The organism is Neglectibacter sp. CSJ-5, assembly GCF_032490475.1.
Classification (GTDB): Bacteria; Bacillota; Clostridia; order Oscillospirales; family Acutalibacteraceae; genus Hominenteromicrobium; species Hominenteromicrobium mulieris.
In genome coordinates, this window is sequence record NZ_JAVYJC010000001.1 from 317081 (window position 1) to 343947 (window position 26867).

A 26867-nucleotide genomic window follows, 5' to 3' on the forward strand; every position below is an offset into this window, starting at 1 on the left:
TTTTCGCTCAAAATCTATCCATAATAAGGGGGAGACCCATGACATTTTATGATCTGCTCTGGTATTTTACCGTTTATTCGTTTTTAGGCTGGTGCTCGGAGGTCATTTTTGCCACCGTCACCACCGGCAAGTTCGTCAACCGCGGCTTTTTAAACGGGCCCGTGTGCCCCATCTACGGCTTTGGCATGTCGCTCGTGTTGCTCGTTTTGCTGCCGTTTTCGGATAACATCCCCTTGCTGTTTATCGGCGGCGCACTGCTCACCAGTGCTATCGAGCTTGTCGGCGGCTGGGCGCTCAAAAAATTCTTCCACACCACGTGGTGGGATTATTCCAACCAGCCCTTCAACCTCGGCGGCTACATTTGCTTAAAATTCAGCATCCTCTGGGGTCTGTGTGTCGTCGTCGTCATCCGCATTGTTCATACGGCTATCGCGTCGCTCGTGCACTGGATTCCCTTCACGCTCGGCGCAATTCTGGTCGGTATTTTCATCGCGCTGTTTATCACGGATACCATCGTCACCGTGCTTACCATTCGCAAGCTCAACGAAAAGCTCACCGTCATCAACGATATGTCCGCGCGTCTGCGCAAAGAGAGCGACGCCATCTCGAACGGCCTCGGTCGCCTGACGCTCCTTGCAGACGAGAAGATCACCGAGCAGAAGCAGGAGTTCAACGAAAAAGCCCGCCCTGTCCTCGAAGAGAAGCTTCAGGCACAGCGCACTCAGCTTTCGGAGAAGTACGAAGAATACCGTGCGTCGCTGGAAGACCGCCGTGTGAAAGCACAGAAGTCTGCCGAAGACCTCCGTGCCCAGTGGAACAGCGTTACCTCCAAGCTCCAGCGTCACACCCAGCGCCGTTTGCTGCGCGCCTTCCCAACCATGAAAAACGACCGCGCAGACGAAGCACTGCGCCGCTTGCGTGCGTGGATGGATGAAAAGAAGGAAAACTGATGCGTCGCTATGTGGAAAACGTTCCGCCCTCGCTCACGCAAAAGGAGCTGCATGACCGTGCTTACGCACTTTTGTATCGCGTCTTAAAGGACGAGTGGGGCATCGCATCGCCCGTTGTGGAAAAAACTCCGCTCGGCAAACCGTATTTAAAAGGGGAGAACATGCCCCATATCAGCCTGAGCCACACTAAGGGCATCGTCTGCTGCGCCGTGTCGCGGAAAAATGTCGGCATCGATGCCGAATATCCCCGCCGCGTGCGGGGGAGTGCCGCAGAGCGCGTCTGTACGCCCGCAGAGCTTCGGGACATACAAAGCAGCCCCAATCCCGCCGCGCGCTTTTTGACGTACTGGACGCTCAAAGAGAGCATCTCCAAGTGCCGCGGCACCGGCCTTTCGGAATCGTTCCAAAACTACGAGATCACCTTTCAAAACGGCATGCCGCATCTTAACGGCTACACGCTCTTTTTCGAGCAGTACGGCGTGCATTTTCTCGCCGCCGCCGAGGAAGCATAAAGTATAGCCGCCCCGCATACCTATGACCGAAAAGAAAGTCTTACCCGGTTTTCTGCGGTGAAAGGTGGCAGCAATATGATTGTATCGCTCGGCGCGAACAAAAAACGAATTTTGGCGGTGCTTGTGCTCATCGCCATAGCCGTCAGCGCGTTTTTCCTCATCCCGCGCGGCGAAAAGCGGCAGACATTCCCCGGTATGACGGGGGAGGAGCGCCTCGCGTTTTTAACGTCCTTCGGCTGGGAGGCAGAAGCGGAGCCGCAGGATATGCGCGAGGTTGTCATTCCCGCAAAATTTAACGATGTCTATGCGGCGTATAATACGATGCAGCAGGCGCAGGGTTTCGACCTTTTGCCCTATGCCGGCGAAAAGTGCACGCAGTACCGCTACCGCATCACAAACTACCCGAATACGCCCGATGGCGTCTTCGCAACGCTCCTCGTCTTTGAGGGCAATATCATCGGCGGCGATGTCGCGTCCGGCGCAGAGGATGGCTTCATGCACGGCTTTGCGGCAGACAGCGCCCGCTATGAGATGCCGAAGTCGGTCATCAAAGAGAGCGCGTCGCCCGCGCCGGACACCGGCGAATCCACACAAAATCCAACGGAAAGTGAAACAACATGAGACTTGATAAATTCCTTTCAAACGAAAATATCGGCAGCCGCAAGGCGGTCGGCACGCTGGTGCGCAGCGGTGCCGTCGCCGTCAACGGACAAGCCGTGCGCAAAAGCGATATCCAGATCGACCCCGAAAAGGACGAGATCACCGTCAACGGAAAGCCCGTGCGGTACAGCGCGTTTGTGTACATCATGCTCTATAAGCCCTCGGGCGTGCTCACCGCCACGCGTGACAGCCGCGCAGAGACCGTCTTAGACCTCCTGCCGCCGGAGCTTAAGCGCCGCGATCTGTTCCCTGCAGGCCGTCTCGATAAGGACACCACCGGCCTTCTCGTTTTAACGAACGACGGCGAGTACGCCCACCGCATGCTGGCGCCGAAAAGCCACGTCTGGAAGCGTTACCGCGCCACGCTCGACCTCCCCGCAGAAGAAAGCGACATCGCGCGCTTTGCCGCAGGCATCAAAAGCGGCGAAAATGAGTTCGCCCCTGCCGTGCTCGAAATCAGTAAAGACGATCCTCACATCGCGTGGACGGAAATTCGGGAGGGGAAGTTCCATCAGGTCAAGCGTATGTTTTCAGCGTGCGGCAAGACCGTCACGGCCCTTCACCGCGAATCCATCGGCGCTTTAACGCTCGATCCCACACTTTCGCCCGGCGAATCGAAAATTCTCGATCCGAGCGCCGCAGCGTTGGTTTTTGAAAAACCTGCACAAATAATCTGAACAAAAAGCATCAAGAATTTTTGCCGTTTATTTATTTTAACTAAACTCAAAGGAAAAAGTTTGGGCAAATAAGGACTGTTCAGGGACCCGATTTTCTGCTATACTTAGTGCATTGAAAAGAGACGTTGTTCGTCACATATGGCTGCCAGGCTCTGACGTATAACAACCCATCATCAGGAGGAAAAATCTTATGGCAAGTGTAACACTTAAAAATGTCTATAAAATCTATTCCGGCGGCGTTACCGCTGTTACAGATTTCTGCTTGGACATCGAAGACAAGGAGTTCATCATTCTCGTTGGTCCTTCCGGTTGCGGTAAGTCCACCACGCTTAGAATGATCGCAGGCCTCGAAGAGATCAGCAAGGGTGAGCTTTACATCGGCGACCAGCTCGCAAACGATGTTGCTCCTAAGGACAGAGATATCGCAATGGTGTTCCAGAACTACGCTCTGTACCCGCACATGACCGTTTATGACAACATGGCATTCGGTCTGAAGCTCAGAAAGACCCCGAAGGATGAGATCAAGCGCCGCGTTGAAGAGGCTGCTCGTATCCTCGACATTTCCCACCTGCTCGACAGAAAGCCGAAGGCTCTTTCCGGTGGTCAGAGACAGCGTGTTGCTCTCGGCCGTGCTATCGTCCGTGACCCGAAGGTCTTCCTGCTCGACGAGCCGCTCTCCAACTTGGACGCTAAGCTCCGTGCACAGATGAGAACCGAAATCGCTAAGCTTCATAAGAGACTCGGCACCACCTTTATTTACGTTACACATGACCAGACCGAGGCTATGACCATGGGTGATAGAATCGTTGTTATGAAGGACGGCTTCATCCAGCAGGTCGATACCCCGCAGAACCTGTATGATCTGCCGGTCAACGAATTCGTTGCAGGCTTCATGGGCTCCCCGCAGATGAACTTTATCGATGCTACCCTTGTTAAGGAAGGCGCAGATTACTACGTCACCTTCGGCGCAGCTAAGATTAAGGTTCCGGCTAACAAGGCTAACGATGAAATCGCTAACTATGTTGGCAAAGAGATCGTCTTCGGCATCCGTCCGGAAGACGTACACGACGAGCCGGAGTTCATCGAGAAGCACCCGGAGACCAGAGCTGCGGCTGACGTTGAAGTTACCGAGCTGATGGGCGCAGAGACTTATCTGTACCTCAACTGCGAAGGCAATGCTCTTACCGCTCGTGTTGAGCCGACTTCCACCGCTAAGACCGGTGACAAGATCACGATCGCTCTCGACATGAACAAGATGCACCTCTTCGACAAAGAAACCGAGAAGACCATCCTCAACTAATCGGTTTTATAAACAGCATACAGACGGCGTTCCCAATCGGGAGCGCCGTTTTTGCGTATCACACGTGCCGGTATTCTTCCTCACAAGCTTTCGGCACAGGTCGCGCAGCTTCACACCGAATCTGTCTGCGCTGCGCCTGGCATTTCACTATCTTTAAAAAGCATTTGCATCGTGCGAAAACTGTGGTATACTGAAATCAGAACATTCAAAACATAAGGGAGTGCTTTTACATGTTTGTAACAGAAGATATTCGCTATATCGGCGTAAACGACCACGACGTAGACCTTTTTGAGGGACAGTACACCGTAGAAAACGGCATGTCCTATAATTCCTATGTCATCCTCGATGAAAAAGTTGCCGTCATGGATACGGTAGACGCCCACTTCGGCGTGGAATGGCTGCAAAACCTTGAAACGGTGCTTAACGGCCGTCGTCCGGATTACCTCGTTGTGCAGCACATGGAGCCGGACCATTCCGCCAATATCGCCGTCTTTATGGAGACATACCCGGAGGCGCAGATTGTCTCCTCTGCCAAGGCGTTCGTCATGATGCAGCAGTTCTTCGGCACGGATTTCCCGGAGCGCAAGGTTGTCGTCGGCGAGGGCAGTACGCTCAAGCTCGGTCGTCATACTTTGACGTTTGTCACCGCGCCCATGGTGCACTGGCCGGAGGTTATCGTCACATACGACAGTACAGATAAAGTCCTCTTTTCCGCAGACGGCTTCGGCAAGTTCGGTGCGCTTGACGTGGAGGAAGATTGGGCAGACGAAGCCCGCCGTTACTACATCGGCATCGTCGGCAAGTACGGCGCACAGGTGCAGGCGCTCCTTAAAAAAGCCGCCGCGCTCGACATCGCCATCATTTGCCCGCTGCACGGCCCGGTTTTAAACGAAAATCTCGGCTATTATCTTGATAAATACAACACATGGTCGTCCTACGCGGTCGAAGACGAGGGCGTTGTCATCGCCTACACCTCCATCTATGGCCACACGAAAGAAGCTGTGGAGGAGCTTGCCGAAAAGCTGAATCAGCGCGGCTGCCCGAACGTTGTTGTCGCAGACCTCGCCCGTTGCGATATGGCGGAGGTCGTTGCCGATGCGTTCCGTTACAGCAAGCTCGTGCTCGCCACAACGACCTATAATGCGACGATTTTCCCGCATATGCAGAGCTTTATCGACCATCTCACCGCTCGCAATTATCAGGGCCGTACCGTCGGCATGATTGAAAACGGCGCGTGGGCGCCTATGGCGGCAAAGGTCATGAAAAAGATGCTGGAAACGAGCAAGAACCTCACCTACACGGATACCACCGTCACCGTAAAGTGCGCCTTGAACGATGCCTCCCGCGCCCAGATTGACGCCCTCGCAGATGAGTTGTGCAAGTAAACTGAAATTGAAGCTTTAAGCAACATCCCGGTCGTAAAATTTCGGCCGGGATTTTTGTGCAAAAAGATGTCCTGTAATGGCCTCTCATGTCCTTGCTTTTTGCGAAAAAATGTGTTATACTGGCTAAAAGAAACAATAGTTCGATTAAAACGGTGTGCGTGAGCGTGCACAAAACCGCGTTTTGCGTGCAGTGAACGAACAGGCCTCCGTTTTTTAAGGGGGATACTATGCCCAAAAATCCGATTGTATTCACGCTCGATGGCCGTCTCTGCACCTGCCTTTTGCCGGAGGGAAAACCCAAGCGGCTCTATGTGCTGTGCGGGTGGGAGATGGAAAAGCTGATGATGCTACTCGCCGAAGATGCGCCGGAGGTATTATTTTTTTCTACGGAAATCGACGGCGGCCGGGATTTCATCCCATGGGAAGCGGAGCCCATTTGGCCCGGTGAGCCGTTTTCGGGCGGCGGGGAAGACTACTTAAAATTCCTGACAGACACGGCGCTGCCGTATTTAGAGGAGCGTTTCGGCGCGCCGACGGAACCCGAAAACTGTGCGCTGCTGGGGTACTCGCTCGGCGGATTATTTGCGCTTTGGGCGCTGACGAAAACGGAAAAATTCGGTGCAGGTGCAAGCCTTTCCGGCTCTTTGTGGTACCCGCAGTTTTTGAAATATTTGGAGAACTGTCCGCCTAAAAAGGACACCACAATATACTTATCCCTCGGCGACCGCGAACCGCTCGGCGGCCCGCCCGTCATGCGGACGGTGGGCGACTGCACGGAAAAGGCGAAGGAGATTTTAAGCAATCACGGCTGCAAGATATTCTTCGAGTGGAATCAAGGCGGGCACGGCAAGGGCGTCACCAAACGCTGGCAGCGCGCCGTGCGCAGACTTTTGACCATGATGGCAAAAACGGTGGAAAAGTAAGACGAAATGCGGTTTTAATCGTTAATGATGGTGGAAAACGGAGAGGGGCGAAGCGTAATGCAAGAGCAGATCGAGCGGGAGATTTCGAAAAATCTGACCGGCGAAATGCGGGAAACGGCACTGAAATTTACTGCGTTTTTGAAGTCGCACGGGCTGATGTTTCACCGCGACCGCTCGGGCGACTGGGCGGAAAAGATCTATTATTGGGCGAGATCGGACAAAAATTGCGTATGTTTTATCGCAGTGAAAGATCCCGACGAGCCTGAAAATGCGTGGACAGTGTGGTCAGACAACAGCGCGGCGTATGAAGCGCCGTTAGGTGACGCGGAAACGTCGGAGATCGGCCTGAAATACGTGAATCGCTGCGAAAAATGCGGCGCATGCGGTGGCGGACGGGTGAAAACCGTGTTCGGCAAACGCATTTCCGGTGTGTGCATGTGTACATTTCGCGTGGATAACGCCGATTTAAATGGTCTGCCGTTCCTGAAAACCATGGTCGAATTGCGGCTGAACGAGATTTTGCAGCCGTGAACAGTGAAATCGGGCTGAAAATGGAGGGGTGTAGGCTAATGCGGGCGTTTTCGCGTGTTTTGAGCTTTATACATGAAGACGGTGTGTTTTTCTGCGGTTTTGAACGACGTGTGGAGCGAATTTTTGGGTGAAAGAAATGGTAAATACAGAGAAAATTGTGGGCTATTTGAAGAAGACGTATCAGCCGGATGCGGTTATTGTTTACGGCTCGTTTGCAGACGGAAGTGCGAATTTGAATAGCGATTTTGACGCGCTTATCATCGCGGGGAAAGAAAAAGCACACGATTCGTCCATTGTGGACGGCGTGGTGCTGGACGTGTTCGTATATCCGGCGGAAACGTTTTCAGCGGACTATGACCCGGAGGAGTTTGTGCAGGTTTGGGACGGGAAAATCGTACTGGACGAGCACGGCATTGCCGGGCAGTTAAAAGCGAAAGTCCTTGACTACATCGAGCATCTTCCGAAGAAAACGGTGACGGAGGTCGCGCAGGAAGTGGAATGGCCCAAAAAGACGCTGCGGCTTATGGAAAAAAGCGATGCAGAGGCGTTCAGGTTATATGCAAAAGCCCTGCGGGAATTTGACAGGGAAAGCTTATCTGCATGGATCGCTTACTTGAAAAGCATGGTGAATATACGGCCGAACGGGGCTTTGGAGCGGTGAAAACCGTGGAGCTGCGCGTGAAAACGGGGCACTTTCGGAGGTGCTGTTTTGGCGGAAAGCGAATTGAATGTAATTTGCACAGGTTTGCGTGATCAAAAGTCAGGGCTTATGCAGGTTTTGCAGACGGGAGGAGACGCGAAATGGAACAGCAGAGCTTATTTGAAAACCGGGCGGGGCAGGACATGCCGCTTGCGACGCGGATGCGGCCGCGGACGCTGGAGGAATTTGCGGGGCAGCGCCATTTGCTCGGCAAGGGCAAGGTGCTGCGGCAGCTGATTGAAGAAGACCGCGTGTCTTCCATGATTTTCTGGGGGCCGCCGGGCGTGGGTAAAACGACGCTGGCGCAAATTATTGCGGCGCGGACGAAGGCGAATTTCATCAATTTCAGCGCTGTGACGAGCGGCATCAAGGAAATTCGCGGCGTGATGAGCGAGGCGGAGCAGAACCACCGCATGGGCGAGCGCACGCTGCTGTTCATCGACGAAATCCATCGCTTTAATAAGGCGCAGCAGGACGCGTTTTTGCCGTTTGTGGAAAAGGGCAGCATCGTGCTTATCGGTGCGACGACGGAGAACCCCTCATTTGAGGTGAACGCCGCACTTTTGTCGCGCTGCAAGGTGTTCGTTTTGCAGGCGCTTTCCGAGGATGAGCTTGTGGAGCTGATGAAGCGCGCAATCAAAGACCCGCGCGGCTTCGGTAACCAGACGGTGGAGATCACCGACGAGATGTTGAAAATGCTGGCGGCGTTTGCAAACGGCGACGCGCGAACGGCACTGGGGACGCTGGAGATGGTCGTTTTGAACGGGCACCGCGAGGGAGACAAGACGACCGTGACGATGGAGACGCTGGAGCAGTGCATCAGCCGAAAGTCGCTTTTGTACGACAAAACCGGCGAGGAGCACTACAACAACATTTCGGCGCTGCACAAATCGATGCGCAACAGCGACCCGGACGCGGCGGTCTACTGGCTTTCGCGTATGCTGGAGGCGGGCGAAGACCCGCTGTATGTGGCGCGGCGGCTCATTCGGTTCGCGAGCGAGGACGTGGGCATGGCGGACAGCCGCGCACTGGAGATCGCCGTGGCGGCGTATCAGGCGAGCCATTTTATCGGTATGCCGGAGTGCTCGGTGAATTTGACGCACGCCGTGGTGTATTTGTCGATGGCGCCGAAATCAAACGCGCTGTATGTGGCGTATGAGAGCGCGAAAAAGGACGCACAGAAAATGCTCTCCGAGCCGGTGCCGCTTGTCATCCGCAACGCGCCTACACGGCTTATGAAGGAGCTGCATTACGGCGAGGGGTACGAATATGCGCACGATACGGCGGAAAAACTGACCGCGATGCAGTGCTTGCCGGATTCGCTTGCCGGAAAGAAGTATTACAGACCGACGGAACAGGGCAGCGAAGCAAGGGTGAAGGAGCGACTGCGGCAGATTGAAGCGTGGAAGGCGGAGCGGAGGAAGAAGTGAGGTTGCGTTGAGCAAAACTTTTGACAACGATTGACGAGAGAGCGTGAAAATTCGGGGGCGTTTTATGTTGGCGGTTAAGTTTTACGAAGATGTGAAAGACGAGCTGCTGCGTTTTGCAGTTGTTATTGCGAAGCATGACGGAAAATGGGTGTTTTGTAAGCACAAGGAGCGCGAGACACTGGAGTGTCTGGGCGGGCACAGAGAGACGGGCGAGGCGATTGCAGAGACGGCGAAGCGCGAGCTTATGGAAGAAACGGGTGCGGTGAAATTTGAGATTCGTCCGATCTGCGTGTACTCCGTGACGGGCAAAACGCGCGTGAACGAGACGGGTAAAGAATCGTTCGGCGGACTGTTTTATGCGGAAATCGCATCGTTTGGGGAGATACACAGCGAGATGGAGAAAATTGTATTATGCGACGCTCTGCCGGAAAACCAGACGTACCCGGAAATTCAGCCGGCGCTTTTGAAAGAGGCGGAAAGACGGGGGTTCGGCGTATAAACGGACATAAAGAAAGCACGCAGAGCATGAAAATCTGCGTGCTTTTTGTGTGTATTGTATTGACTTGAAGCGCCGGGGGCGTCTTCAGTTTTTCGGTTTGTTTTTTTCAAAGAGGATGGAGAGCCCTTTGAGGAGCAGGTCGTCATCTAAGATGATCTTGTTGCGGCAAAGAGGCGCGATGACGGAGGAGAGTCCGCCGGTTGCGACGACCGTGCAGGGGGTGTTTAATTCCGCGTTGATGCGGTCGATGAGGCCGTCCAGTGCACCGGCGTTGCCGTAGAGCAGGCCGCTTTTGAGGCAATCTACGGAATTTGTGCCGATGGTGTGCTTCGGCAGTTCGAACGCGACCTTCGGCAGCTGCGCGGTGCGGCTTGCGAGGGCATCGTGCGAGACGGCCACACCCGGCAGAATCATGCCGCCGCGGTATCCGCCCTCCGCATCCAGAACGGAGACAGTGGTGGCGGTACCCATATCGATGATGATCTGCGGGAGGGGATAGTGGTGGATGCCCGCGACGGCGTCCACGACGAGGTCGCTGCCGAGCTGGGCGGGATTATCGATGTGGATGCGCAGGCCGGTTTTGATGCCGGGGCCGACGACGAGCGGCGTGAGGTGCAGGTATTTGTGCACCGCGTTGCGCATGGTGAGCGTGACGGCCGGGACGACGGACGAGAGAATCGCGCCGTCAACCGCGGTGATGTCTGCGCGGTTCATATCAAACGCCATTTTGAGCATGGCGGCATATTCGAGCGCCGTTGCGGTGGGGTTTGTGGAGACGCGCTCGCGGAAAATGACCTGTCCATCGGCACAACAGCCGATGACAATGTTGGTGTTGCCGATATCGATGGCTAAGATCATGGGAGGACCTCCTTTAAATCTGCTTTTTTAGCGGGTGTTTGAATAAACCCAGCTTTTAAGAGGACGCTGCCGACGGCGCCGGTGATGACGGTGGACGAGAGCATCTCGAACACGGCATTGACGCCGACGAACGCGCAGACGAACAGCAGAATGTTTTGGCCGTTAATCAAGCCCTGCATGTACTCGGTTTGCCCGAAAAGCAAGATGAGTGCGGACATGAAGAAAAGCGTATTTAAGAACGCAGCGGCGAAGCCCGTGACGAAGCACGCGGCGACGCGGTTCAGCTTACTGACACAGCGGAAGATGTAGCCGAGCAAAAAGCCGTCCAGCATACGCGGGACAAAGCACAGCAAAATGGAGAAAAACGGGTTGATGCTAAAAAGCGTGGACCCGAGCATGCTTACGCCGCCGATGCCGATGCACTGCAAAAAGCTTGTGAGGCCGAAGACGGATCCTGCGATGAGACCACCTACAGGTCCGAGGGCCAGTGCGGACACGGCGACCGGGATAACGTTGAACGTGATGGCAAGCGGCCCGATGTTCAGATAGCCGAGCGGCGTAAAGGACATCAGCAGCAAAAGCGCCGTCATCAGGCCGAGCAGAGTGAGCTGTTTTGCGTTAAATTTCTTGTTCATATTCAATTTTCCTTTCTTGTTATTATTCTCCGTAGGAGATACAATACAATACGAAAGAAGTATAGCACAGATTTTGAAAAATCGCAATGTTTTCTATTGACTTTGACGCGGCGTAAAGTGATAAACCGGGCTTAGCCCGAGTGGAGGACGAAAGATGAAAAGTGAGCCCAATCTCGCCACCTCAAGCAGGGACGAGAAATTCTGTATTGCGATACTGAAAAGCTGTGCTATAATGAAATTAAGAAATTCAGTTGTATTGAAAAGCTTGATTTTGGAGGTGCACAGTGGAAAATAAGGATATTTTAAACGCTTTGCAGAATTATGAAATGACATTCGGAACGTCAGAAAACATATTTAACGGCGGACTTTTGACAGATGCAGAGCGCGATTTCGTGATGCGTGACAGCAATGCATTTTTGTTTGGGCTGATTGCGGATCAATCGGTGAAAGCAGAGACCGCATGGTCACTGCCGTATAAATTGGCGCAGCGGTTAGGGCATTTTTCCATGCAGAAGATTGCCAAAGAAAGCTCGTCGGAAGAAATAGGCACACTGCTACGCACAAAGCCGGCATTGCATCGCTATCCTGGCAATATGGGGCGGTATTTGTGGTCGGCAGCCGAAAGACTTACATCGGAATACGACGGCTGCGCCGAGAATATCTGGGGCAATGTGACTGCCATGGAGATCGTAGAGCGGTTGGAGGCGTTCTCTGGAATCAGCCACAAAAAGGCTTCACTTGCTTGTTTGCTGCTTTGGCGCGATTTGGGTGTCGAAATATCAGATAAAGAAAATATAGATATTGCGTATGATGTGCATATTCGGCGTATTTTTCTGCGCGCCGGGTTCTGCGAAAAAGATACATTGAAAGACGTAACGGAAGCGGCGCGGCGGCTGAACCCTAAGTTTCCGGGTTATTTAACTTCGCCGTTCTGGGCCTTAGGCCGAAATATCTGCCGGCCGACGGAGCCATTGTGCGGACAATGTCCGATACGACCCTTTTGCGCACGGCGTTTGGATAAAACTGAAAATCTCCGTGCTTGAATTTTGCACAGTCAGGAAAGCGGGGGAATCAGCAAATCGATTTGCTGATCCCGGTGAAAGTGAAGGCGTAAAAGAGAACATAAAAAAACTACGGCGCTCGCGGGTACCGTAGCTTTTCTTATATACAGGGTTTACAGCGTTTTAGTGCAGCGCTTTTTTGGGACAGACCTTGGTGCATGCATAGCACAGGATGCACTCCGTGGCGTTTTTGCGCTTTCGGCTTTCTTTGTTGACCTCGACGTTCATCGGGCAAACCTTCAGGCATTTGCCGCATTGGACACATTTGCTTTCATCGCAATGTACGCGCAGGAGTGAAAAATAGCTCATCGGCTTTAAGAAGACCGTGATCGGGCAAAGATATTTGCAGAACGCGCGGTTATCCTTAAAAATAAACGCGAGCGCGATGCCGCCGGCATAGTAAAGAATGTTGCCGATGAGGAACAGCCAGAACATGATGCGCTCGAGGTTCGAGAACTTCATCAGGAACAGGGCGGAGACGAGCGCGAACGAGAGCGCGAACATCACATAGCGCAGCGTGCCCAGTTTTTCTTTGCGGGGCTTTTGCGGCACTTTGAACGGGAGCAAGTCTAAGACCATGGCTGTCCAGCAGGCATAACCGCACCAGCCGCGGCCGAAAAGCAGCGGGCCGAAAATTTTTGCGACGGCGTAGTGAATCGTCGCCGCCTCGAACACGCCGGAAAACAGATAGTACCAAAAGCCTTCAATCTGCATGTTCTCCTGCGACATCAGCCCCAGATACACGAGCATGTAAAGACCGACTGCGAGCTGCACGAACTGCCGCGCATAGCGTTTTCCCGCGGTGAAAAGCGCTAAGCCGACCGAAAGGCAAGAACCTATGTAGCTGAAATTGAATAAATAAAACAGGTTGCTTTTTGTAAGCCACAGCGTAACCGCTACGCCTTCAAAAAGCAGAAACATCAAAACCGATGCCCGATACTTTTTCAAGATGAGCCTCCTTGTAACTGTGCTTTGCACATGTTGTGCGTTTGAAAATTTAATTTTACGCTTTCATTCTACCATATCCCGTATAAAACACAAGGGAAATCTATCGCATAACGGAAAAGGCATTTTATGAAAGAAGCGGGGGCTTTGTGCGGCGTAGGGCGGGAATGGGGGAAATGAGCAAAGATAGGGCGGGAAAACGGCTTATTCTGTACACTTTTCCGCCTTAAAAAACATTGACATTTGGTACCAAAATCGCTATAATAAAGAACATTAGTGTACGCATTTACCCGTTTTTCGGAATTACAAATAAAGGTGGTTTATTTACTATGGCAGAAAAGGCATATTATGTTACAGAGGAAGGCCTTGCGGCATTGCAGGCTGAGCTGGAGGATTTGAAGGTCAACCGCAGAAAAGAAGTTGCGGAAAAAATTAAAGAAGCGCTTTCTTTCGGCGACCTTTCCGAGAACAGCGAATATGACGAAGCAAAGAACGACCAGGCTATCCTTGAGGCGCGCATCGCCGACCTTGAAGTGATGGTGAGCAACGCACGCGTCATTGAGAAGGAAAACCTTGCGGCGGATACCGTGCACATCGGTTCTTCCGTATTTGTAAAAACGAAGCGTGCGGACGGCAGCGAAGCCGAGCGCAGCTTCAGCATTGTGGGCTCTAACGAAGCAAACCCGCGCCAGGGCAAGATCTCCGATGAATCCGCCGTGGGCAAAGCACTTGTCGGCGCGAAGGTCGGACAGACCGTTGAAGTGGAGACACCCGCAGGCATCGTGGAGTACACGATCATCTCCGTATCTTAATTGAGAATCAGGCGGTGCGGATGGAAAATCCGCCCGCTTTTTTTGTGACCGCCGTGCGGCGGGGAAAGGAAGGCAGAAAATGGCAGAAAAGAAGACCCCGGAAACGGAAGCGGAACTGACCGAAGTGCTGCGCGTGCGCAGAGAGAAGCTCGCTCAGCTTGTAGAAGACGGCAAAGACCCGTTCCAGATCACGAAATTTGATGTGACGCACCACAGCGCGGAAATTAAAGACGATTTTGACGCGCTTGAGGACAAAGAAGTTGTGGTGGCCGGCCGTATGATGAGCAAGCGCGTCATGGGCAAGGCATCGTTCTGCAATGTGCAGGACTTAAAGGGCGGAATCCAGTGCTATGTGGCGCGTGACGCCGTGGGCGAAGACAGCTACAAGGATTTTAAGAAATTTGACATCGGCGACATCATCGGCGTGCGCGGCGAGGTGTTCAAGACAAAAACCGGCGAGATTTCCATTCACGCTTCGGCTGTGACGCTGCTCTCGAAGAGCCTGCAGGTGCTGCCGGAGAAGTTCCACGGCCTGACGAACACCGATATGCGCTACCGCCAGAGATACGTCGATCTCATCGTGAACCCGGAAGTGAAGGACACGTTTGTGAAGCGCTCGAAGATCATTAAGGAGATCCGCAATTTCCTCGACGGCAGAGGATTTATGGAAGTGGAGACCCCGATGCTGGTTTCGAATGCCGGCGGTGCGGCGGCGCGTCCGTTTGAGACGCATTATAACGCGCTGAACGAAGACGTGAAGCTGCGTATTTCTCTGGAGCTTTACCTGAAGCGCCTCATCGTAGGCGGCCTTGAAAAGGTTTACGAGATTGGCCGTGTGTTCCGCAACGAGGGCGTCGATACGCGCCACAATCCGGAGTTCACGCTGATGGAGCTTTACCAGGCCTACACGGATTATTACGGCATGATGGAGCTGACGGAGAACATGTTCCGTTACCTTGCCGAGAAGGTGTGCGGCAGCGCGGTCATCACGTATAACGGCGTGGAAATCGACCTCTCGAAGCCGTTTGCGCGCTTGACGATGAACGACGCCATCAAGAAGTATGCGGGCATCGACTTTGACGAGGTGAAGACCGACGAAGAAGCGAAGGCGCTTGCAAAAGAGCACCACATTGAATATGAGGAGCGCCACACGAAGGGCGACATCATCAACCTGTTCTTTGAGGAATACTGCGAGAAGGAGCTCATTCAGCCGACGTTCATCATGGACCACCCGCTGGCGATTTCTCCGCTGACGAAGAAGAAGCCGAGCGACCCGACGAAGGTGGAGCGCTTTGAGCTGTTCATCAACACGTGGGAAATGTGCAACGCGTACTCCGAGCTGAACGACCCGATCGACCAGAGAGAGCGTTTTGCGGCGCAGGACGCGGCGTTTGCTGCGGGCGACGAGGAAGCGAACCACACGGACGAGGACTTCCTGAATGCGCTTGAGTACGGCATGCCCCCGACGGGTGGCATCGGCTACGGCATCGACCGCCTTGTGATGCTGCTGACGGATTCCCCGGCCATCCGCGATGTTTTGCTGTTCCCGACAATGAAGACCCTCGGTGGTGTAAAATCCGAAAATGGTGTAAGTTCTAAAGAGGTTTCTACACCAAATTCAGAGCCGGAAAAGATTGATTTTTCTAAGGTAAAGGTAGAGCCAATCTTTGAAGAAATGGTAGATTTCGATACATTCAGTAAGTCTGATTTCCGTGCAGTTAAGATTTTAGCTTGCGAAGCAGTACCGAAGTCAAAGAAGCTTCTGAAGTTTACATTAGATGACGGAGAACGCAAAGACCGTGTGATTTTAAGCGGTATTCACGAGTATTATGAGCCGGAAGAGCTGGTTGGTAAGACAGCAATCGCTATCGTGAACCTGCCACCGAGAAAGATGATGGGAATTGATTCCGAAGGTATGCTGATTTCAGCAGTACACGAGGAAGACGGTCACGAGGGACTGAACCTTCTGATGGTAGATGACAGAATTCCGGCAGGTGCAAAGCTCTACTAAGAAGTACCGTTTTACCCTATAAAACGGGATGTACTTCATTTGTGAAAAAGCTCTGAAAATACACAAATACACCAAATTTACACCAAATGGTGCTTGAAACGGTGCAGAGCCTTAAAAATCGCATAATTTTCAAAATATATGGGCAGTTCCATTGCGGAATTGCCCATTTTCAAAAATGAGAGAAGAATAAATCGGGATTGTGAGGGTCGCTAAAATGGGATTTGAAAAAATAGATAGGAATAGTTGGAAGCGAAATGAATATTTTGAACACTACTTTACTAATGTACCTTGTACATACAGCATGACTGTGAAATTGGATATTACACAAATAAAGGAAAAGCGATTGAAGCTATATCCTGCTATGCTGTATTACCTTGCAACAATTGTAAATCGCCATTCTGAGTTTAGAACTGCAATTAATCAGGCAGGTGAATTAGGTATATATGATGAAATGATGCCCAGTTATACTATCTTTCACGAGGATACAGAAACATTTTCCAACCTTTGGACACCATATATATCAGACTTTGAAGCATTTTCTATGGCGTATGCAAATGATATGCAACAGTATGGAAGTAATTATGGAATGATAGGAAAACCAGATGTACCCGAAAATGTTTTTAATGTATCGATGATACCATGGTCAACCTTTGATGGCTTCAATCTGAATTTGCAGAAAGGATATGATTATTTGATTCCTATTTTTACGATGGGAAAATATTACAGAGATGATGGAAAAATCATACTTCCTCTTGCCATCCAAGTGCATCATGCAGTATGTGATGGATTTCATATCTGTCGCTTTATAAATGAACTTCAAGATTTAATAAACGATTGACATATTTAGGAGAGATAAAAATGGTTGGAAGAATATATCATGTTGGATTGACAGTTTCAGATTTAGATAGGTCAATTGCATTTTACAAAGATGTCCTTGGACTTGAATTCCAGGGAGAAATCTTTATGGAAGGCGAAGAGACAGATAAAATGTTCCGTAAGGAAAATTGTAAGACAAGAGTTGCTTATTTGAATGGTTCTAAGGCAGTTGAAGCCCCACCAATCGAACTGATTCAATTTATAGACGAGGATGTAAATAAAGTAAAATCAGACTTGTTTACGACATCTATCTCAGAAGTATGCTTTTACACGGATGACATTGATTCTGTCTACAAAGTCCTTATCGAAAATCATGTGGAGTGCTTGTCTGAACCACAGTATTTTGATTTTAGTTCACAAGGATTTGGTAAAAGCAAAGCATTTTACTTCAAAGACCCGGATGGAATCATTCTTGAGATGATGCAACCTTTGTAAAATAATAAACAAATTAAAGTTAATTGAGCCCTTTGAGAGAGGAGAAATCTTTTCTCAAAGGGCTTTTTTGATTTTACGGATATTCGTAAACTACAAGAAAAAGCCGAAACTTCATATACTTTAATCACAGAGGAAGTGGAGGTTTTGATATGAGTAACAGTTTATCAGCAGTACATCCCGAATTAGTTGCCGAGTGGTCGGAGAAGAATTTACCACTGACACCGGACAATGTGACTTTCGGCTCGAATAAAAAAGTATGGTGGAAAGGCACTTGCGGTCACGAATGGGAAACAAGTATAAAGGCTCGTTCCAGTGGCGAGAAATGTCCCATATGCTCCGGTGCGAGAGTGATTGAGGGAATTAACGATTTAAGTACATTGAAGCCGGAATTGGCTTCGGAGTGGTCAGAGAAAAATGAAATCAAGCCGACAGATGTATCTATCGGCTCACACAAGAAAGTGATATGGAAGTGTAAATTAGGACACGAATGGATAGCCACTGTAAAGAGCAGAACCATCAACAAAACAGGTTGCCCGTACTGCTCCCATAACAAAGTGCTTGCAGGATTTAACGACCTTGCAACCCTGTTCCCGGAAGTTGCAGACGAATGGTCTGATAAGAATGAAAAGAAGCCTACCGAAGTTATGGCGTTTGCAAACAGCAAGGCTTGGTGGAAGTGCAATACCTGCGGTTATGAATGGAATACGCTTATCTCTACACGCTCAGGTGGCAGTAAATGTCCCTGTTGCAGTGGCTATACATTTATAAAAGGCAAGAATGACCTAAAAAGTACACACCCACAGATAGCCAAAGAATGGTCAGAGAAAAACTATCCTCTGCAACCGAATGAAGTCAATGCAAAGTCGAGGAAAAATGTATGGTGGCATTGCAGAAAATGTGGAAACGAGTGGAAATCAGTTATAAATGCCCGTGTGAAAGGAACGGTTTGCCCTGTCTGTGCAGAGCGAGAAGTGCTTGCCGGATACAATGACCTTGCAACAACTGATAGAGAATTGCTTGTTGAGTGGGATTATGAATTAAACAAGTTAAAACCGACAGAAGTTTCAAGAAATTCGGCAAAGAGAGCATGGTGGCAATGCAGATACGGTCATTCTTGGAGTATGAAGATAAACGAGCGTACTGTTCTCGGAAAAGGGTGCAGAATATGTGAGCAGGAGTATCTGTCATTGTTTCCGGCTCTTGTAATCAGTTATTATGCCAATTTGAAAGGATTGAAAGTTGAACTTGGCTCTGATAGGTTATTCGGCATTCCACTTGATGTATATATCCCACTGGAGCAGATTGCCATTCAAGTGAATACGGACTCGGAGAAGATAGACATACTAAAGGAACATCTCTGTAAACAACGTGGAATCAAACTCATTAAGTTGCCGATGAAACCAAACGAAGCGGAACCCGAATATGCACAGCGTATCAAAGCAGCATTTCAGAGCGTACATATATTTATATCTTCCGACACACAAGAAGATGTCAGGGTAATAAGGAAAACATTTGAGAACTGGAGGAGTAGCAGATGAGAGAAAAGAAATATCATATTTATCTAACCGATGACGAGCAAAGCAGAGTGATACAGTCGCTTATCAATCTGAAAAATAACCTCATAGTACAAGGAAGATACACCGACGCAGTAGATGAAGTTCTTCTGAAAGTGCTGTCCGCAAGGAAAAAGAAACTGAAAATCAAATAGTTTCAAGCATTTATGCCGTCTGTTTTTTAACCGAAACAGGCGGCTTTTTTTGTTGTCAAAAATTTTTTGAAATTTTTTTCGGAAAAGAAGCGATTTTGGGTGTCCAAAATGAAGCCTTTTGTGCAATGAGTGAAGGGGTTAATTCCTGATGATGAAAACGGAAGCCTTTTCACTTGTTCTTTGACAACTGAATACACAGGTCGTTAAGACTTTAATTCTGATGATAGCCACTTTAGTGGGTACGCCAAAACTTCTGAAAATTTCAGAACAGCGAGAACTCCTGCTATGAGTATCGGATTGCAACCGATATGGCGATGACAGTCAGAAAGATAATGATACTTCTCTACGGAGCTGCCGGAGTACCCGGCAGAGGTTAGATTCCTATGATACAGATAAGCAGCCTGTTCCTTAACGACTTCCCGAAAGCGATATGCTTGGCAAGGGATATTGAGAATAAATATTGCCACGACCGTTTAGGAAATGAAACGGTCAAGTTACATAGCCGTTTTTATTGGCTATGAATAAATCGAAAGGAGGACGCAAGAGGTGTCAAACTGCAAAACGATTGCCATATGCAATCAAAAAGGCGGAGTCGGAAAGACAACGACAACGGTTAATCTTGGTGTTGGTCTTGCAATGCAGGGTAAGAAAGTCTTGCTCATTGACGCAGACCCGCAGGGAGATTTAACTACTTGTCTCGGTTGGAGAGATACGGATAACTTGGGTATTACGCTTGCAACAAAACTTACAGATGTAATTAGTGAAACGATGAATGACCCGACAGACGGTATCCTGCACCACGAGGAAGGTGTTGACCTTTTACCGGCGAACCTTGAACTTTCGGCGATGGAATATAACCTGATGAACGCTATGAGCAGAGAAACCACTTTGAGGAATTATTTAAGTCAGGTCAAAGACAGATATGATTTTGTTCTGATTGACTGTATGCCCTCACTGAGTATGGTAACACTCAATGCTCTATCTGCGGCAGACAGCGTGATTATTCCAGTGCAGGCACAGTATTTGCCAGCTAAGGGTATGACCCAGCTTGTGCAGACCATTTCAAAAGTCAAGAAGTATATCAATCAGGATATTAAGATAGACGGTATGCTTCTCACTTTGGTGGATAATCGCACAAACCTCGCCAAAAGTACGGTAGAAGCGTTGCGGGAGAATTTCGGAAATCAGATTAAGCTGTATCGCACATCTATTCCGATTGCCGTAAAAGCCGCAGAAACTTCTTCCAAAGGCAAGAGCATTTTTGCTTATGAGCCAAACAGTACGGTGTCTAAGGCATACACCGAATTTACGAAGGAGGTGTTAGCCGATGGCAGGAAGAAAGAGCGACTTCACTCTCACGAGGCTCGATGACCTTTTTACAACGCAGGCACAGAGAGAGGAAGAAAGACTTTCTAAAATCCGAGATATTCCATTAGAGCTGATTGATGATTTCCCAGACCACCCGTTCAAGGTCAGGGACGATGAAGATATGCAGCAGCTTGTCGAGAGTATCAAGGAACGTGGAGTAATTACTCCGGCTACGGTAAGGCAGAAAGAGGACGGAAGATATGAACTCGTATCCGGTCACAGACGAAAACGAGCAAGTGAACTTGCCGGTTTTGAAACGCTAAGATGTGAGGTTGTTGACCTTAATCGAGATGAAGCCACAATTCTAATGGTGGAAAGTAATTTCCAAAGGTCGCAGATACTTCCCTCTGAAAAAGCCTTTGCCTACAAAATGCGTTTGGAAGCAATGAAAAGACAAGCAGGCAGACCAAGTAAAGAAAATTCGGACCCAGTGGGACCGAATTTAATTGGAACACGCTCAAACAGTCTTTTGGCAGAGGAAACGGGCGACAGCACATCCCAAATTAAAAGATATGTTCGCCTTACAAACCTTGTTCCCGAACTGCTTGAATTTGTTGATGAGGGGCGAATTAAAATGCGACCGGCGGTTGAATTGTCGTATCTTGACGAAGATTGTCAGCGTGATGTAGTTGACGAGATTGATATGAACGACGCAACTCCCTCTCACGACCAGACTATCCGTATGCGAAAGTTTTTCGATGAGGGTAAACTCACAACCGAAGCTATCCAAGCCATTATGTCGGAGGAAAAGCCAAACCAGAAAGAGAAGATTGTGCTAAGGGGCGACAGAGTAAGACAGCTTATCCCGAAAAACATTCCCGTCAGTCAGACGGAGGATTTTGTCTGCAAAGCATTGGAGCATTACAACAAGTATCTCAGGCATCGGGCAGACCGTGACAGCAGATAGCCGATTTTGTTACTCCCCCTTCTCACACTCTACCCCCTAATACCTACTGTTTACTTGCTGAAAAGATATATTATATCTCACTTGAATATACCTATCTCTCATAACTTATAGCTGTCTAATAAAGGGTTCGCACGTTTGAAGTGCAAATAAAATGTCTGATACGATAAAAAGTTCGGATATTCGCACCTTTGTTGTTTTTCGCCTGATTGATTACGATTAAGGCGAAAGGAGCGATAGCTTATGAGAAAGAAATGGATGGTTTGTATGATTGCCTGCTTGATGATTTTGCTTGCCGGATGTAACGGTAACACAGCCAAAGAAACCGCACGAAATGACACGGATAAAAGGATTTCTTCTACGGCTGGTAATACCGAAACAGAAAAAGCAGATGATACAAGTGGTATTCCCGAAAGGGAGCAAACGGTATCAAGTGAAGCAGCAACAGAGCTGAGTCCGCAGGAAAAGCCGGATGTTTCTTCTACGGCAGGTAGTAAGACGGAAACTGCAAAAAGCTATGAACCCATTCAGGTAACGAAAAAGCCTGACAGTACCCAAGAGCAGAAACAGCCACAGCAACAACCGCAGTCAAAGCCGGAAACACCGACGGTTAAGGAAGAAGTGAAACCCACGCAGTCAAAACCGAAGGAAGAAGTAAAGCCGAGTTTTGATGTTAATTCCTCTGTCAATTACGCAAAGAGTTATGCTCAAAGTATCGGTTTGAAGTTGGACAGTACCGCTACAGATTGTTGGGATAATCCTATCACTGCCAATGCCAAACGCACAGGCATTAGGGATGACATTCAAAACAGGCTGAACAGATACAAAAATGTGGAGGGCTTTACCGCAGTATGGGTATGGGCAGAAAAGGTATCCGATACGGAATATGAAATCTATATCGGCTACTGCTAAAAAACAAAATAAAATACAGTATCGGACGCACTGAGATAATCGGTGCGTTCTTTCATTTTAAGGAGGAAACTTAAATGGTAAAGACGAAAATCAAGAGAGCCGTATCGTTTGTTATGGCGACGGTTCTCAGTCTCAGTGCTTTTATGAGTATTGGGACAAGCACAGCGTTTGCCGCAAGTGGAGAAAAGACCAAAGTGTATATGGTCGATTTCCCTCGTGACGGCGACGCAAATTACGACGGAGTGTGGGGACACAGTAACCTTACTTTGAAGAACGGTTGGCATACCGGCAGTTCCACCCACACCAACTTAAAGGCAATCGGTTCGTATTCCGGTAATATTGCCTATTGTATCGAGCCGGGTGTTTCGCTCAGCTCCGGTCAGAGTATGAACAAATACGATGAAAATTATTTTAACAATATCACAGCAAACGGAGTTATCTCCGGTGATGAAATCAGACTCTTTATCGGTCGTATCTTGCAGTACGGCTATCGAGGAACGATTTCAACAAGCTGGAGGTCGCAGAACGAAAGTGCGGCAAACAGTATTGCTCACGCTTATGCAACACAGCTTCTTATTTGGGAAACTGTCGTAGGTGAGCGTGACGCAAACTTTAATCACAAAGCAGCCAGTGGTTGCAGTAATGTGAAAGATGTTATCAATGTAAAACATCCGCTTCGCAGTAAGATTATGAGTTACTACAACAGTATGGTCAGCAGTGTGCAGAATCACACAGTTGTGCCGAGCTTCTGTACTAAATCAAGCGGTTCAGCGAAAGTCAATGAACTTGAATGGAACGGAAACAAATATGTTACAACTCTTACAGACTCAAACGGTGTACTCTCCAATTATGCTTTCAAGGCGAGTATCAGTGGTGTAACATTTTCCACAAGCGGAAACAAACTTACGGTGTCAATGGATAAAGCACCGAGTAAGGAATTTACCATTACCGCAAGTAAGAAAAACGGTGTCCGCAGAGGTGTTGTCGTATGGTCTGAGGGTAAGCACGGTCAAAATTCAAGCGTGCAGGATGTAGTAACTTATGCTCAGGAAGTCAGCGACCCTGTGACCGGATATGTGAAGATGAAAGTCAGCTACGGTTCTTGTCAGATTGTGAAAACATCTGAGGATGGAAAGGTTGACGGTATCAATTTCACTATTTCAGGTAACGGAGTAAATCAGACAGTTACCACAGCAAACGGCGGTAAGTTCCAGCTTGATAACCTTATGCCGGGCGTATATACCGTTACGGAGCAGTCCATTGACAAATATGTTCCGCAGGAAACCCACAGAGTAACCGTTGTTGCCGGTCAGGTGGCAACCATAAACTTCAACAATGTTCTCAAGAGAGGTAATCTTCAGGTCATTAAATCATCGGAAGATAATCTTGTGGAGGGTGTGAAATTCCACCTTTACGGTACTTCCCTTGCAGGCATTGCAGTTGATGAATATGCAGTTACCGACAAAAACGGTGTTGCAACATTCAAAGATGTTCTTATCAGTGGAAGCACACCGTATACGCTCGAAGAAGTGGATACAGCAATCCGTTATGTTGTTCCGGAAAAACAGACTGCACCGATTCAGTGGAAAGAGGTTACAAACCGAGATTTCACAAATATCTTGAAGAAGTTCAGTGTAACTGTAACAAAGAGCGACCGAGAAAAAGGCACTGCTCAGGGAGACGCTAAACTTTCCGGTGCTGTTTATGGTATCTACAAAGGCGACACACTTGTGGATAAGTATGTAACCGACAGCGACGGACAGTTCACAACTAAGGAATATGTCTGCGACAGCGACTGGACAATCAGAGAAATCACACCGAGCGAGGGGTATCTTCTTGATAAGACAATCCACAAGGTAGGTGCAGAGCCAAAACTCTTTACGATTGAACACAATCTTGTGGCAAATGACGTGACAGAGCAGGTTATGAAAGGCAATATCGCTATCATCAAGCATACCGATGATGGGGAAACCAAGATTGAGACACCGGAAAACGGTGCTGAATTTGAAGTGTATCTGAAATCGTCAGGCTCATTTGAAAAAGCCGACAAAGATGAAAGAGATACCATTGTTTGCGATGAAAACGGTTTTGCTCAGACAAAGGATATGCCGTATGGTGTATATACCGTTCATCAGACCAAAGGTTGGGAAGGTCGTGAGTTTATGAAAGACTTTGATGTTTTCATTTCTCAGGACGGACAGACCTACCGTTATCTCATCAACAATGCCAACTTTGAGAGTTATATCAAGGTGGTAAAGAAAGACGCTGAAACAGGCAAAACTATTCCGTATGCAGGTGCAGGTTTCCAAATCTATGACCCTGCCGGTAACAAAGTAAGTATGACATTTACTTATCCTACACCGACAACCATCGATACTTTCTATACAGACGCAGACGGTCAGCTTGTTACACCTGAAAAACTGGACTATGGCAAGGGATATTCTCTTGTTGAGGTTCAGGCTCCGTATGGATATGTACTCGACAGTACTCCTGTTTCCTTTGATGTAACAGAAGAAAATTCCACACAGGAAGGTGGTATCACATTGATTAAGGTGGACAAGCCGAATATGGCACAGAAAGGTACGATTTCCGTTGAGAAAACAGGCGAAGTATTCTCTGGTGTCAATGTATCCGGTGAGGAAGATGAAGATGTGATTTATCAGCCGGTATATAAGGTCAAAGGACTTGCAGGGGCGGTTTATGAAATCACAGCCGATGAAGATGTTATCACACCGGATGGTACACTTCGTTATCACAAGGGCGATGTAGTAGATACCGTAACGACCGATGAGGACGGAACAGCCAAGAGCAAGGAACTCTATCTCGGTAAATATACAGTTGTTGAAACCAAAGCACCGACAGGTATGGTCATCAACAAAGAAAAGCATTCGGTAGAACTCACTTATGCCGGACAGGATGTAGCGGTAACAGAAACCGCAACAAGCTTCGTAAACGAGCGACAGAAAGTGAAGATTTCTCTTGAAAAAATCTTAGAACAGAATGAAACCTTTGGTATCGGCAAGAACGATGAAATCAAAAACATCAGCTTCGGTCTTTACGCAAAAGAAGATATTGTATCTTCAAGCGGTACAGTAATTCCGGCTGACGGTTTGATTGAGATTATCACGCTTGATGAAAACGGAGCAGCGACTGCAAATACAGACCTTCCGTTTGGCAGTTACTATATCAAGGAAATTACCACAGATAAGCATTATATCCTCTCCGACACACAGTATCCGTTCACATTCAAGTATGCTGGTCAGGATACCGAAACGGTTGAAATCAAGGTAAATGCCGGTAAGCCGATTGAGAACAAACTCATTTACGGTTCTGTATCTGGTAAGAAGATTGACGAGAACGGAGAAGCACTGGGCGGTGCTTTAATCGGTATTTTCAAAGCAGATGAAACCGAGTTTACAAAAGAACACGCTATTATGACTGCCACATCTGAAAAGGACGGCAGTTTTTCTTTTGCCAAAGTTCCTTATGGAAAATGGATTGTAAGAGAAATCGAAGCTCCTGAAGGCTTTGTGCTTGATGATACTTCTTACGAAGTAAACATCGGGGAGAATGAGCAGGTCATCGAAGTGGAAATTACCGACGAGTATATTCACGGTAATATTGAACTTACCAAAGTGGACGCTGATTATCCGGATAACAAACTGACAGGTGCAACTTTTGAAGTGTATAAGGATGTTAATAGCGACGGTAAACTGGACGATGGCGATGAACTTATCGGAAATCTTGAAGAAACCGCAACCGGTATCTATGAGATGAAAGAACTTCTCTACGGTAAATATCTTGTACGAGAAACCAAAGCACCGGAGGGATTTGTGCTTGATAAGGGCGTTTATTCCGTATTCATTGAAAAAGATGAAACTACCTACAAGGTAGAAAACAAAGCGGGAGTCGGCTTTATCAACGAAGCAATGAAAGGAAACCTGAAAATTAAAAAGACATCTTCCGACGGTAAGGTGGAAGGCTTCACTTTCAGAGTAACAGGTGTCAACGGTTATGACAGCACCTTTACAACCGATAAGAATGGCGAAATCTCCGTAGATGGACTTCGTATCGGCGAATACACAGTGTCTGAGGTCAGCGACAATGTATCTGCCGGATATATTTTACCTGCCGATAAGAAAGTGACCGTAAAGGTCGGCGAAACGGTAGAAATCGAGATGCATAACGAACTTCGTGACACACCGAAAACCGGCGATGACAGAAAGACCAGTCTTTGGGTAGCACTTGCAGGTGCTTCTGCACTCGGTATCGTTGCAACGGTTGTTGCTTCCAAGAGAAAGAAGAAAAAGGAGGGCAATGAATAATGGACGCAAAGACAATCGTAGCAGTTGTTTTGGTCGCCTTTATTATCGGCGGCTTTATCTTCTTACAGATTAAAAACAGAAAGAAATAAGAAACAAAATGGTGGGCGGAGCGTAAAAAACTCCGTCCATTTACTTTATGGAGGTGCTTTATGAATAAGCAGAGAACGGTTGACAGCAAGGTGCTTTCAATCCTCAGAGAATGCCCTGAAACAAGGTATGACGATATGCAGCTTATCCTCTGCTATTACAACCGATACAGTTATTTGAAAGTCGGCGACTTATCTCTTGAGGATATAGTCAACAACTACAAGGGCTACGGTTTACCGTGCTTTGAAACTATCCGCAGGTCAAGACAGAGGGTGCAGTCTTTGTTCCCGGAACTTTCCAGACAGTGTAGTGGCTGCGACAGCAGTATTCGTGTAGTCATAGAAATTGAATAAGGAGGATAGA

The 26867-nt window shown here is 48.7% G+C and carries 25 protein-coding genes; 22 read left to right on the plus strand and 3 right to left on the minus strand.

The genetic code is table 11. The annotated features are described in order from the left end of the window. Positions 1-38 precede the first annotated feature (38 nt). The 11 genes from R2K26_RS01450 (at position 39) to R2K26_RS01500 (ending at position 9567) form a co-directional block, all read left to right on the plus strand. Complete coding sequence (locus tag R2K26_RS01450; RefSeq protein WP_316518376.1) at positions 39-950, plus strand: putative ABC transporter permease; 912 nt, start codon at positions 39-41, stop codon at positions 948-950. Then, positions 950-1462 carry a 4'-phosphopantetheinyl transferase superfamily protein gene (locus R2K26_RS01455; protein ID WP_316518379.1) on the plus strand — a complete coding sequence of 171 codons (513 nt, stop codon included), beginning with the start codon at positions 950-952 and terminating at the stop codon, positions 1460-1462. The genes R2K26_RS01450 and R2K26_RS01455 overlap by 1 nt, the downstream gene beginning before the upstream one ends. Positions 1463-1537: 75 nt before the next feature. After that, the gene (locus tag R2K26_RS01460; protein ID WP_316518381.1) at positions 1538-2083 is read left to right on the plus strand and encodes a DUF4830 domain-containing protein; all 546 of its coding nucleotides are present in this window, start codon (positions 1538-1540) and stop codon (positions 2081-2083) included. Next, positions 2080-2799: a pseudouridine synthase gene (locus R2K26_RS01465; RefSeq protein WP_316518384.1), complete on the plus strand. Its 720-nt coding sequence runs from the start codon at positions 2080-2082 to the stop codon at positions 2797-2799. The genes R2K26_RS01460 and R2K26_RS01465 overlap by 4 nt, the downstream gene beginning before the upstream one ends. Before the next feature lie 190 nt (positions 2800-2989). Further along, the gene (locus R2K26_RS01470) at positions 2990-4099 is read left to right on the plus strand and encodes a sn-glycerol-3-phosphate ABC transporter ATP-binding protein UgpC (RefSeq protein ID WP_316518385.1); all 1110 of its coding nucleotides are present in this window, start codon (positions 2990-2992) and stop codon (positions 4097-4099) included. A 230-nt stretch (positions 4100-4329) separates the two neighbouring features. Continuing rightward, a complete protein-coding gene (locus R2K26_RS01475) occupies positions 4330-5484 on the plus strand; it encodes an MBL fold metallo-hydrolase (protein ID WP_316518387.1) in 1155 nt (384 codons plus the stop codon). Positions 5485-5711: 227 nt separating this feature from the next. Beyond that, positions 5712-6407, plus strand: coding sequence for an alpha/beta hydrolase-fold protein (locus R2K26_RS01480; protein ID WP_316518389.1), 696 nt, complete (start codon positions 5712-5714; stop codon positions 6405-6407). Positions 6408-6464: 57 nt separating this feature from the next. Beyond that, entirely contained in the window at positions 6465-6938 is a 474-nt protein-coding gene (locus tag R2K26_RS01485) for a hypothetical protein (RefSeq protein ID WP_316518390.1), read from the plus strand. 136 nt (positions 6939-7074) lie between these two features. After that, positions 7075-7599, plus strand: a complete 525-nt coding sequence (locus tag R2K26_RS01490; protein WP_316518886.1) for a nucleotidyltransferase domain-containing protein — start codon at positions 7075-7077, stop codon at positions 7597-7599. 140 nt (positions 7600-7739) lie between these two features. Next, on the plus strand, positions 7740-9068 hold the full coding sequence (locus tag R2K26_RS01495) for a replication-associated recombination protein A (RefSeq protein ID WP_316518392.1): 1329 nt from the start codon (positions 7740-7742) through the stop codon (positions 9066-9068). Positions 9069-9132: 64 nt separating this feature from the next. Continuing rightward, positions 9133-9567 carry an NUDIX domain-containing protein gene (locus tag R2K26_RS01500; RefSeq protein ID WP_316518393.1) on the plus strand — a complete coding sequence of 145 codons (435 nt, stop codon included), beginning with the start codon at positions 9133-9135 and terminating at the stop codon, positions 9565-9567. A gap of 84 nt (positions 9568-9651) precedes the next feature. On the opposite strand, the gene R2K26_RS01505 is transcribed toward R2K26_RS01500, so the two are convergent. Together R2K26_RS01505 and R2K26_RS01510 are read right to left on the minus strand one after the other, a co-directional pair. Further along, positions 9652-10425 carry a type III pantothenate kinase gene (locus R2K26_RS01505; protein ID WP_316518395.1) on the minus strand — a complete coding sequence of 258 codons (774 nt, stop codon included), beginning with the start codon at positions 10423-10425 and terminating at the stop codon, positions 9652-9654. Then, entirely contained in the window at positions 10422-11060 is a 639-nt protein-coding gene (locus tag R2K26_RS01510) for an ECF transporter S component (protein WP_316518397.1), read from the minus strand. Before R2K26_RS01510 ends, R2K26_RS01505 begins: the two co-directional genes overlap by 4 nt. Positions 11061-11344: 284 nt before the next feature. Here R2K26_RS01510 and R2K26_RS01515 point away from each other — a divergent pair, with 284 nt between their 5' ends. Further along, the gene (locus tag R2K26_RS01515) at positions 11345-12103 is read left to right on the plus strand and encodes an endonuclease III (protein WP_316518399.1); all 759 of its coding nucleotides are present in this window, start codon (positions 11345-11347) and stop codon (positions 12101-12103) included. Positions 12104-12244: 141 nt separating this feature from the next. Here the strand turns inward: R2K26_RS01515 and R2K26_RS01520 are convergent, their stop codons facing one another. Next, entirely contained in the window at positions 12245-13069 is an 825-nt protein-coding gene (locus tag R2K26_RS01520) for a 4Fe-4S binding protein (protein ID WP_396897209.1), read from the minus strand. 326 nt (positions 13070-13395) lie between these two features. On the opposite strand from R2K26_RS01520, the gene greA reads away from it, so the two are divergent. From greA to R2K26_RS01570, 10 genes are all read left to right on the plus strand, one after another. After that, positions 13396-13878 (plus strand): transcription elongation factor GreA, encoded by a 483-nt coding sequence (greA, locus tag R2K26_RS01525; protein WP_176820141.1) that lies wholly within the window; start codon positions 13396-13398, stop codon positions 13876-13878. 79 nt (positions 13879-13957) lie between these two features. Then, a complete protein-coding gene (gene lysS / locus R2K26_RS01530) occupies positions 13958-15889 on the plus strand; it encodes a lysine--tRNA ligase (RefSeq protein WP_316518402.1) in 1932 nt (643 codons plus the stop codon). A gap of 214 nt (positions 15890-16103) precedes the next feature. After that, a complete protein-coding gene (gene catA / locus R2K26_RS01535) occupies positions 16104-16727 on the plus strand; it encodes a type A chloramphenicol O-acetyltransferase (protein WP_316518404.1) in 624 nt (207 codons plus the stop codon). 20 nt (positions 16728-16747) lie between these two features. Continuing rightward, on the plus strand, positions 16748-17200 hold the full coding sequence (locus R2K26_RS01540; RefSeq protein WP_316518405.1) for a VOC family protein: 453 nt from the start codon (positions 16748-16750) through the stop codon (positions 17198-17200). 149 nt (positions 17201-17349) lie between these two features. Next, complete coding sequence (locus tag R2K26_RS01545) at positions 17350-18738, plus strand: zinc-ribbon domain-containing protein (protein ID WP_316518406.1); 1389 nt, start codon at positions 17350-17352, stop codon at positions 18736-18738. A 716-nt stretch (positions 18739-19454) separates the two neighbouring features. Beyond that, positions 19455-20279: a ParA family protein gene (locus R2K26_RS01550; RefSeq protein WP_055157031.1), complete on the plus strand. Its 825-nt coding sequence runs from the start codon at positions 19455-19457 to the stop codon at positions 20277-20279. Beyond that, positions 20236-21183: a ParB/RepB/Spo0J family partition protein gene (locus R2K26_RS01555; protein ID WP_316518407.1), complete on the plus strand. Its 948-nt coding sequence runs from the start codon at positions 20236-20238 to the stop codon at positions 21181-21183. Before R2K26_RS01550 ends, R2K26_RS01555 begins: the two co-directional genes overlap by 44 nt. Positions 21184-21423: 240 nt before the next feature. Further along, complete coding sequence (locus tag R2K26_RS01560; protein ID WP_316518408.1) at positions 21424-22092, plus strand: hypothetical protein; 669 nt, start codon at positions 21424-21426, stop codon at positions 22090-22092. A gap of 74 nt (positions 22093-22166) precedes the next feature. Continuing rightward, positions 22167-26417: a SpaA isopeptide-forming pilin-related protein gene (locus R2K26_RS01565; RefSeq protein WP_316518409.1), complete on the plus strand. Its 4251-nt coding sequence runs from the start codon at positions 22167-22169 to the stop codon at positions 26415-26417. Positions 26418-26566: 149 nt separating this feature from the next. Further along, a complete protein-coding gene (locus R2K26_RS01570; RefSeq protein ID WP_117900184.1) occupies positions 26567-26857 on the plus strand; it encodes a hypothetical protein in 291 nt (96 codons plus the stop codon). The last annotated feature ends 10 nt before the right edge of the window (positions 26858-26867 follow it).

What these genes read in the sequence shown, in the direction of transcription:
- R2K26_RS01450 (WP_316518376.1), top strand. Translation starts at nt 39, where the DNA reads ATGACATTTTATGATCTGCTCTGGTATTTTACCGTTTATTCGTTTTTA.
- R2K26_RS01455 (WP_316518379.1), top strand. Translation starts at nt 950, where the DNA reads ATGCGTCGCTATGTGGAAAACGTTCCGCCCTCGCTCACGCAAAAGGAG.
- R2K26_RS01460 (WP_316518381.1), top strand. Translation starts at nt 1,538, where the DNA reads ATGATTGTATCGCTCGGCGCGAACAAAAAACGAATTTTGGCGGTGCTT.
- R2K26_RS01465 (WP_316518384.1), top strand. Translation starts at nt 2,080, where the DNA reads ATGAGACTTGATAAATTCCTTTCAAACGAAAATATCGGCAGCCGCAAG.
- R2K26_RS01470 (WP_316518385.1), top strand. Translation starts at nt 2,990, where the DNA reads ATGGCAAGTGTAACACTTAAAAATGTCTATAAAATCTATTCCGGCGGC.
- R2K26_RS01475 (WP_316518387.1), top strand. Translation starts at nt 4,330, where the DNA reads ATGTTTGTAACAGAAGATATTCGCTATATCGGCGTAAACGACCACGAC.
- R2K26_RS01480 (WP_316518389.1), top strand. Translation starts at nt 5,712, where the DNA reads ATGCCCAAAAATCCGATTGTATTCACGCTCGATGGCCGTCTCTGCACC.
- R2K26_RS01485 (WP_316518390.1), top strand. Translation starts at nt 6,465, where the DNA reads ATGCAAGAGCAGATCGAGCGGGAGATTTCGAAAAATCTGACCGGCGAA.
- R2K26_RS01490 (WP_316518886.1), top strand. Translation starts at nt 7,075, where the DNA reads ATGGTAAATACAGAGAAAATTGTGGGCTATTTGAAGAAGACGTATCAG.
- R2K26_RS01495 (WP_316518392.1), top strand. Translation starts at nt 7,740, where the DNA reads ATGGAACAGCAGAGCTTATTTGAAAACCGGGCGGGGCAGGACATGCCG.
- R2K26_RS01500 (WP_316518393.1), top strand. Translation starts at nt 9,133, where the DNA reads ATGTTGGCGGTTAAGTTTTACGAAGATGTGAAAGACGAGCTGCTGCGT.
- R2K26_RS01505 (WP_316518395.1), bottom strand. Translation starts at nt 10,425, where the DNA reads ATGATCTTAGCCATCGATATCGGCAACACCAACATTGTCATCGGCTGT.
- R2K26_RS01510 (WP_316518397.1), bottom strand. Translation starts at nt 11,060, where the DNA reads ATGAACAAGAAATTTAACGCAAAACAGCTCACTCTGCTCGGCCTGATG.
- greA (WP_176820141.1), top strand. Translation starts at nt 13,396, where the DNA reads ATGGCAGAAAAGGCATATTATGTTACAGAGGAAGGCCTTGCGGCATTG.
- lysS (WP_316518402.1), top strand. Translation starts at nt 13,958, where the DNA reads ATGGCAGAAAAGAAGACCCCGGAAACGGAAGCGGAACTGACCGAAGTG.
- catA (WP_316518404.1), top strand. Translation starts at nt 16,104, where the DNA reads ATGGGATTTGAAAAAATAGATAGGAATAGTTGGAAGCGAAATGAATAT.
- R2K26_RS01540 (WP_316518405.1), top strand. Translation starts at nt 16,748, where the DNA reads ATGGTTGGAAGAATATATCATGTTGGATTGACAGTTTCAGATTTAGAT.
- R2K26_RS01545 (WP_316518406.1), top strand. Translation starts at nt 17,350, where the DNA reads ATGAGTAACAGTTTATCAGCAGTACATCCCGAATTAGTTGCCGAGTGG.
- R2K26_RS01555 (WP_316518407.1), top strand. Translation starts at nt 20,236, where the DNA reads ATGGCAGGAAGAAAGAGCGACTTCACTCTCACGAGGCTCGATGACCTT.
- R2K26_RS01560 (WP_316518408.1), top strand. Translation starts at nt 21,424, where the DNA reads ATGAGAAAGAAATGGATGGTTTGTATGATTGCCTGCTTGATGATTTTG.
- R2K26_RS01565 (WP_316518409.1), top strand. Translation starts at nt 22,167, where the DNA reads ATGGTAAAGACGAAAATCAAGAGAGCCGTATCGTTTGTTATGGCGACG.
- R2K26_RS01570 (WP_117900184.1), top strand. Translation starts at nt 26,567, where the DNA reads ATGAATAAGCAGAGAACGGTTGACAGCAAGGTGCTTTCAATCCTCAGA.